Below are 4,061 nucleotides of genomic sequence, written 5' to 3' on the forward strand. Positions count from 1 at the left end.
TGGGCGCCATTGCTATTGGTCTTTTGATGATCTTCTCGCGACTGCTTTCCGCGGCGTCAATAGCTGTAGTTCGGTTTGTGCTATCTCCCAGCGACAAGGAACTCGCTGCTTCTCGTGCCACTCTTATCGACGCTTTCTCTGGAGAACGCCGTCGCATCGAGCGTGAACTCCATGACGGGCCGCAACAATATTTGACAGCGCTAAAACTCAACCTCGCTACTGCGAAATTGCATTACAAGAATCAGTCTTCCACTGAAGCTATAGAGGCAGCATTGGAGGATGCAGAACACAATGCCTCCCAGGCATTACGCGCATTACGTGCGACTGTGCGAGGAATCGCCCCGCAGGTGCTCTTTGACAGGGGGCTGATTGCAGCCCTTGAAGAGCTAATCGCACACGCAGGGGTTGACGCTTGTTTGCAGGTCGAAGGTAGCTCTTCGGAGTTGAACGAAACAATGGCGCTACTGGCCTACCACTGCGTTGCCGAAGCTTTGACGAATGCAACGAAACACGGCGAAGCTCAGCACGTTGACGTGAAAGTCGCCTTTTCGAATCGGCTACGAGTGTCTATTACAGATGATGGGTTGGGATTTATCGAGACATCTTCGGAAGATTCACGTGACTCAAACGGTACGGGCATCGCAGGTTTGCGCGAGCGTGCCGCTGCACTCGGTGGAACGGTGAAATTCCAGAACACTAAGGATGGTGAAAGCTCGCTTGAAAGTGAATCTGGTGCGCAGTTGATTCTTGAATTGCCCCTGTCTGAGTCCCTCAAATCAACCTAGTGGAGAATAATTTGAAGCTCTTGCTTGCAGAAGACTCTGCATTGCTTCGTGCTGGACTAGAACAGTTATTAATGGCACTCGGACATGAAGTCGTGACGGTGGTCGATGCGTCAGAGTTGCGTAATGCCACGATGGCGAGTGATGAAAACGGACAGAAATACGATGTGATTATCACCGATGTCCGTATGCCTCCCACCATGACTGATGATGGTCTGCGCGCCGTGTATGAGTTGCGCAAACGGTACCCTTCGCAACCGGTTATGGTGCTTAGCCAGTATGTTGCGGCGAGCTATCTCGATCGGCTGTTGGAGCACGGCGGTTTTGGCTATCTTTTGAAGGAACGCGTCTCTGACGTGGATGAATTCGTTCACTCTCTCGGCGAGGTTGCTCGGGGAGGAACCGTCGTTGATCCAGAGGTTGTATCTGCCCTGCTTTCGGCGCGACGGTCTGGCTTGGCTGCGTTGACACCTCGAGAAAAAGAAGTCCTTGCTTTAATGGCGCGTGGTCTGAGCAACTCGGAGATCATGGATGAATTGGTGCTGACCGCGGGAGCAGTGAGCAAGCACGTTGCTAGTGTTTTTATGAAGCTTGGGTTTGCACCCGAAGATGCCAATCGCCGCGTAAAGGCAGTACTTGCTTGGTTGCGGCATACGGAGCGATGAGGGCAAGCACCAACTAGTCGAGGATCTCCGGCTTATAGTCCGAGTTCTCGATCGTTACCGCCGTCGGGGGAGCGGATGGGTCCGTAGCGAAGGTCATGTTATCCCGGTGCGCGATAGCGCGGATTTTGCGCCCGACCATGGAGTCCCAGTTCATTTCATTTGGCATGCTGCTGCTACCAACGATGGCCCATTCGGGAGTTTGGGTGCCAATGCCCGCTCCCAGCTTCGCCGTCACGGGCTTTTTCGGATCGAGCTTGATCGCGTAGTAGACCACGCTATCGTCCACGATGTCCGCCACTCGTGCGAAGTCCTCCGGTGGGGTCATGTCGCTGAAGCGCACCTTCATCAGCTTGCCCTCTAGAGCCGTTTCATTCGGGGCAAGATCGACCTTATCGGGCTTCGGAGTGCTGGGTGCTGTGGGGTTGGGGCGCTTTCTGGCCTTGTTATCTGTGTTATCTGTGGCCTTATCATCTTGCCCTTCTTCCGAAGTGCCTTCTTGTCCTGCGGCGGCGGAAGTTTCGCCGGACTCCTTCGAAGGCTGAGCAGCGCTCGGCTCAGGCGGAGTCTCGTTATCCGAACAAGCTGCAAGCGAGAGGGCCGTCAACGCGGCAACGGAGAGTGCAACAAGGCGATTTCGCATGAGGTTAAGCGTACAACGTCGCCGGGGATTGTCCCTGCAGAACTAAGCAATTAGGCGCTCGTGGCGATGGACTAACCTGTCGCAATGGCGCGCGCCATGCGGTGCAGCGTTGCCGTTGCTTGCTCCAGGTTTTCGGGGGTTTTTGCCATTTCTGACGCCCTTACCACCGCCGCATTCAGCAATCCGATGTCGATGGAGGAAACACCGGGGCAGAAGCTATCCACGATCTCCTTAAAACCAGCGTGCGATTTCTGCACCTTTTCTTCGGCGAACGCTTCCGGGAAGTGCTGGGCGGCGGCCATCAGAGGGCCGTGGGAACCATGCACGAAGAGATCAAGCATCGCGTCCACGTAGGCGCAGATGCGTTCTTCGGCCTCTGGCGGAGCGGCCTTGACTTTGTCTTCCAGCTGGTCATGCCAGCTATCGCTGTTAAGTACCAGCAGCTGAACCATTAGATCATGCTGGGAGGAGACGTAGCGGTAGACGCTGGGGCGGGCCAGGCCAACCTCGGCTGCCACCTCTGCCAGGGAGGGAACCTTGCCGCCGCCAGTAACGATCAACCGCTCGGCGGCCTCCAGCACTGCGCGGTGCTGGACCGCGCGGTGCTCCGCTACTGTCGTCTCCGTGATCTTCGGCATGGTTACTTAGTTTACTATCCGCTTCTTTGCCTGCGTAGAGGCCTATTTGGGTGCCTATTCGGAGGCTGCGCTCAGGCGCCCATCGACCATCTCGTAGACCTTGTCGCAGTGGTTCAAGACCTCGTGATCGTGGGTGACCATCACGCCCGCGACGTTGAATTCGTGGCATTCGCGGGCCAACAGCTCCACGATTTCCTGCGAACGCTTGCGGCCCAGAGCCGCGGTGGGCTCGTCGACCAGCAACACCTGTGGGTCGCCGACGAGAGCTCGGGCGATGCCCACCCGCTGACGTTCGCCACCCGACAGACTTCCTGGGCGGTGCTTAGCTCGGGGCGTCATACCAACCTTCTCCAAAAGCTCCGCACCAGAGTAACGGCCTTGCCTACCCATAACGCGCGCGGCGAGCTCCAGTTGTTCCTCGGCGGTGAGCGCGCCCGGCAGGCTGCCGGAGGATTGGAAGACGAAGCCGATGTAGTCGCGGCGAATGCGGGCTAGTTCCTTGTCGTCGTAGCTGGTGATGTCCTCGTCGCCGATCTTGACGCCACCCGCGGCCGGGTTGGTCAGCGCTCCAGCGACGGCCAGCAGCGTGGACTTACCGGAACCGGAGGGGCCGACGACGGCGACGAACTCTCCGGGCTCGACGGTCAGGTTCACCTTGTCCAGCGCGGTGATCTGGGAATCGCCGTCGGTGTAGGTCACCGTGACGTCTCTAAGTTCCAGGGCGGGAACGTGCGGGGCGGGAAGGTGCGGGGTGGGGCTCATCGGTTTTCTCCTAGGGCTGCGAGCGGGTTAGTGCGGGTGACACGGACGACGGCGATCAGTGCGCCGATCAGGCCAGATACGAAGAGGATCGCGCTGCCGCTAAGGACGGATCCGAGTTCGGTGGCGTAAGGCATCGCCGTGGTTTCCAGGAGGCTCCCGAGGCCAACAGCGATAAGTGCACCGACGATGACGGACGCACCCAGAATGATGACCGCCTGGCCCAGACTGTCGCGCAGAAGGAAGCCTTTCGTGGCACCCATCGCGCGCAGTGCGGCGATGTTTCCAGCGCGCTGGATGGTCCACACCAGGAAGAAGGCGCCGGTGACCAGGGCGGCGATGACATAGAGGAACCACTTGATCATGGAAAGGGTCATCATTTCGGCGGTGTAGCCGGGGGAGGAGTCGAAGCTTTCCTTGAGCGTGCGGACATCCAGGCCAGAGGCGTCGGAGAGCGCCCCAGTGTCTGGTTTATCCTGCGTTCGGGCGGCGATGACGGAGATTTCCTTGTATGCTTCCGGGCTTACCTCTTCACCCTTGCGTGCGCCGGCGTGGATTTCCTGCCAGACGTCGAGGG

6 protein-coding genes are annotated in these 4,061 nt (G+C 58.4%); 2 read left to right on the forward strand and 4 right to left on the reverse strand.

Annotated features, from left to right (window positions below; translation table 11 throughout):
• Both Q0331_RS10695 and Q0331_RS10700 read left to right on the forward strand, forming a co-directional pair.
• Nucleotides 1–785, forward strand: a 785-nt coding sequence (locus Q0331_RS10695) for a sensor histidine kinase (protein WP_298076340.1), incomplete at its 5' end; no start/stop codon positions are given.
• 11 nt (nt 786–796) lie between these two features.
• A complete protein-coding gene (locus tag Q0331_RS10700; RefSeq protein ID WP_298076346.1) occupies nt 797–1,447 on the forward strand; it encodes a response regulator transcription factor in 651 nt (216 codons plus the stop codon).
• Nucleotides 1,448–1,460: 13 nt separating this feature from the next.
• Here Q0331_RS10700 and Q0331_RS10705 read toward each other — a convergent pair whose 3' ends face one another.
• From Q0331_RS10705 to Q0331_RS10720, 4 genes are all read right to left on the reverse strand, one after another.
• Nucleotides 1,461–2,087, reverse strand: coding sequence for a hypothetical protein (locus tag Q0331_RS10705; protein ID WP_298076342.1), 627 nt, complete (start codon nt 2,085–2,087; stop codon nt 1,461–1,463).
• A 71-nt stretch (nt 2,088–2,158) separates the two neighbouring features.
• The gene (locus tag Q0331_RS10710) at nt 2,159–2,725 is read right to left on the reverse strand and encodes a TetR/AcrR family transcriptional regulator (RefSeq protein WP_298076343.1); all 567 of its coding nucleotides are present in this window, start codon (nt 2,723–2,725) and stop codon (nt 2,159–2,161) included.
• A 54-nt stretch (nt 2,726–2,779) separates the two neighbouring features.
• Nucleotides 2,780–3,487: an ABC transporter ATP-binding protein gene (locus tag Q0331_RS10715; RefSeq protein WP_298076344.1), complete on the reverse strand. Its 708-nt coding sequence runs from the start codon at nt 3,485–3,487 to the stop codon at nt 2,780–2,782.
• The coding region (locus tag Q0331_RS10720) for an ABC transporter permease (RefSeq protein ID WP_298076345.1) at nt 3,484–4,061 on the reverse strand (578 nt) is incomplete at its 5' end. The genes Q0331_RS10720 and Q0331_RS10715, both read right to left, overlap by 4 nt.

Source organism: uncultured Corynebacterium sp., assembly GCF_937999985.1.
Lineage (GTDB): Bacteria > Actinomycetota > Actinomycetes > Mycobacteriales > Mycobacteriaceae > Corynebacterium.

Bases quoted from the DNA above. Each gene is read 5' to 3' on its own strand.
- Q0331_RS10705 (WP_298076342.1), bottom strand. From the start codon at position 2,087: ATGCGAAATCGCCTTGTTGCACTCTCCGTTGCCGCGTTGACGGCCCTC.
- Q0331_RS10710 (WP_298076343.1), bottom strand. From the start codon at position 2,725: ATGCCGAAGATCACGGAGACGACAGTAGCGGAGCACCGCGCGGTCCAG.
- Q0331_RS10715 (WP_298076344.1), bottom strand. From the start codon at position 3,487: ATGAGCCCCACCCCGCACCTTCCCGCCCCGCACGTTCCCGCCCTGGAA.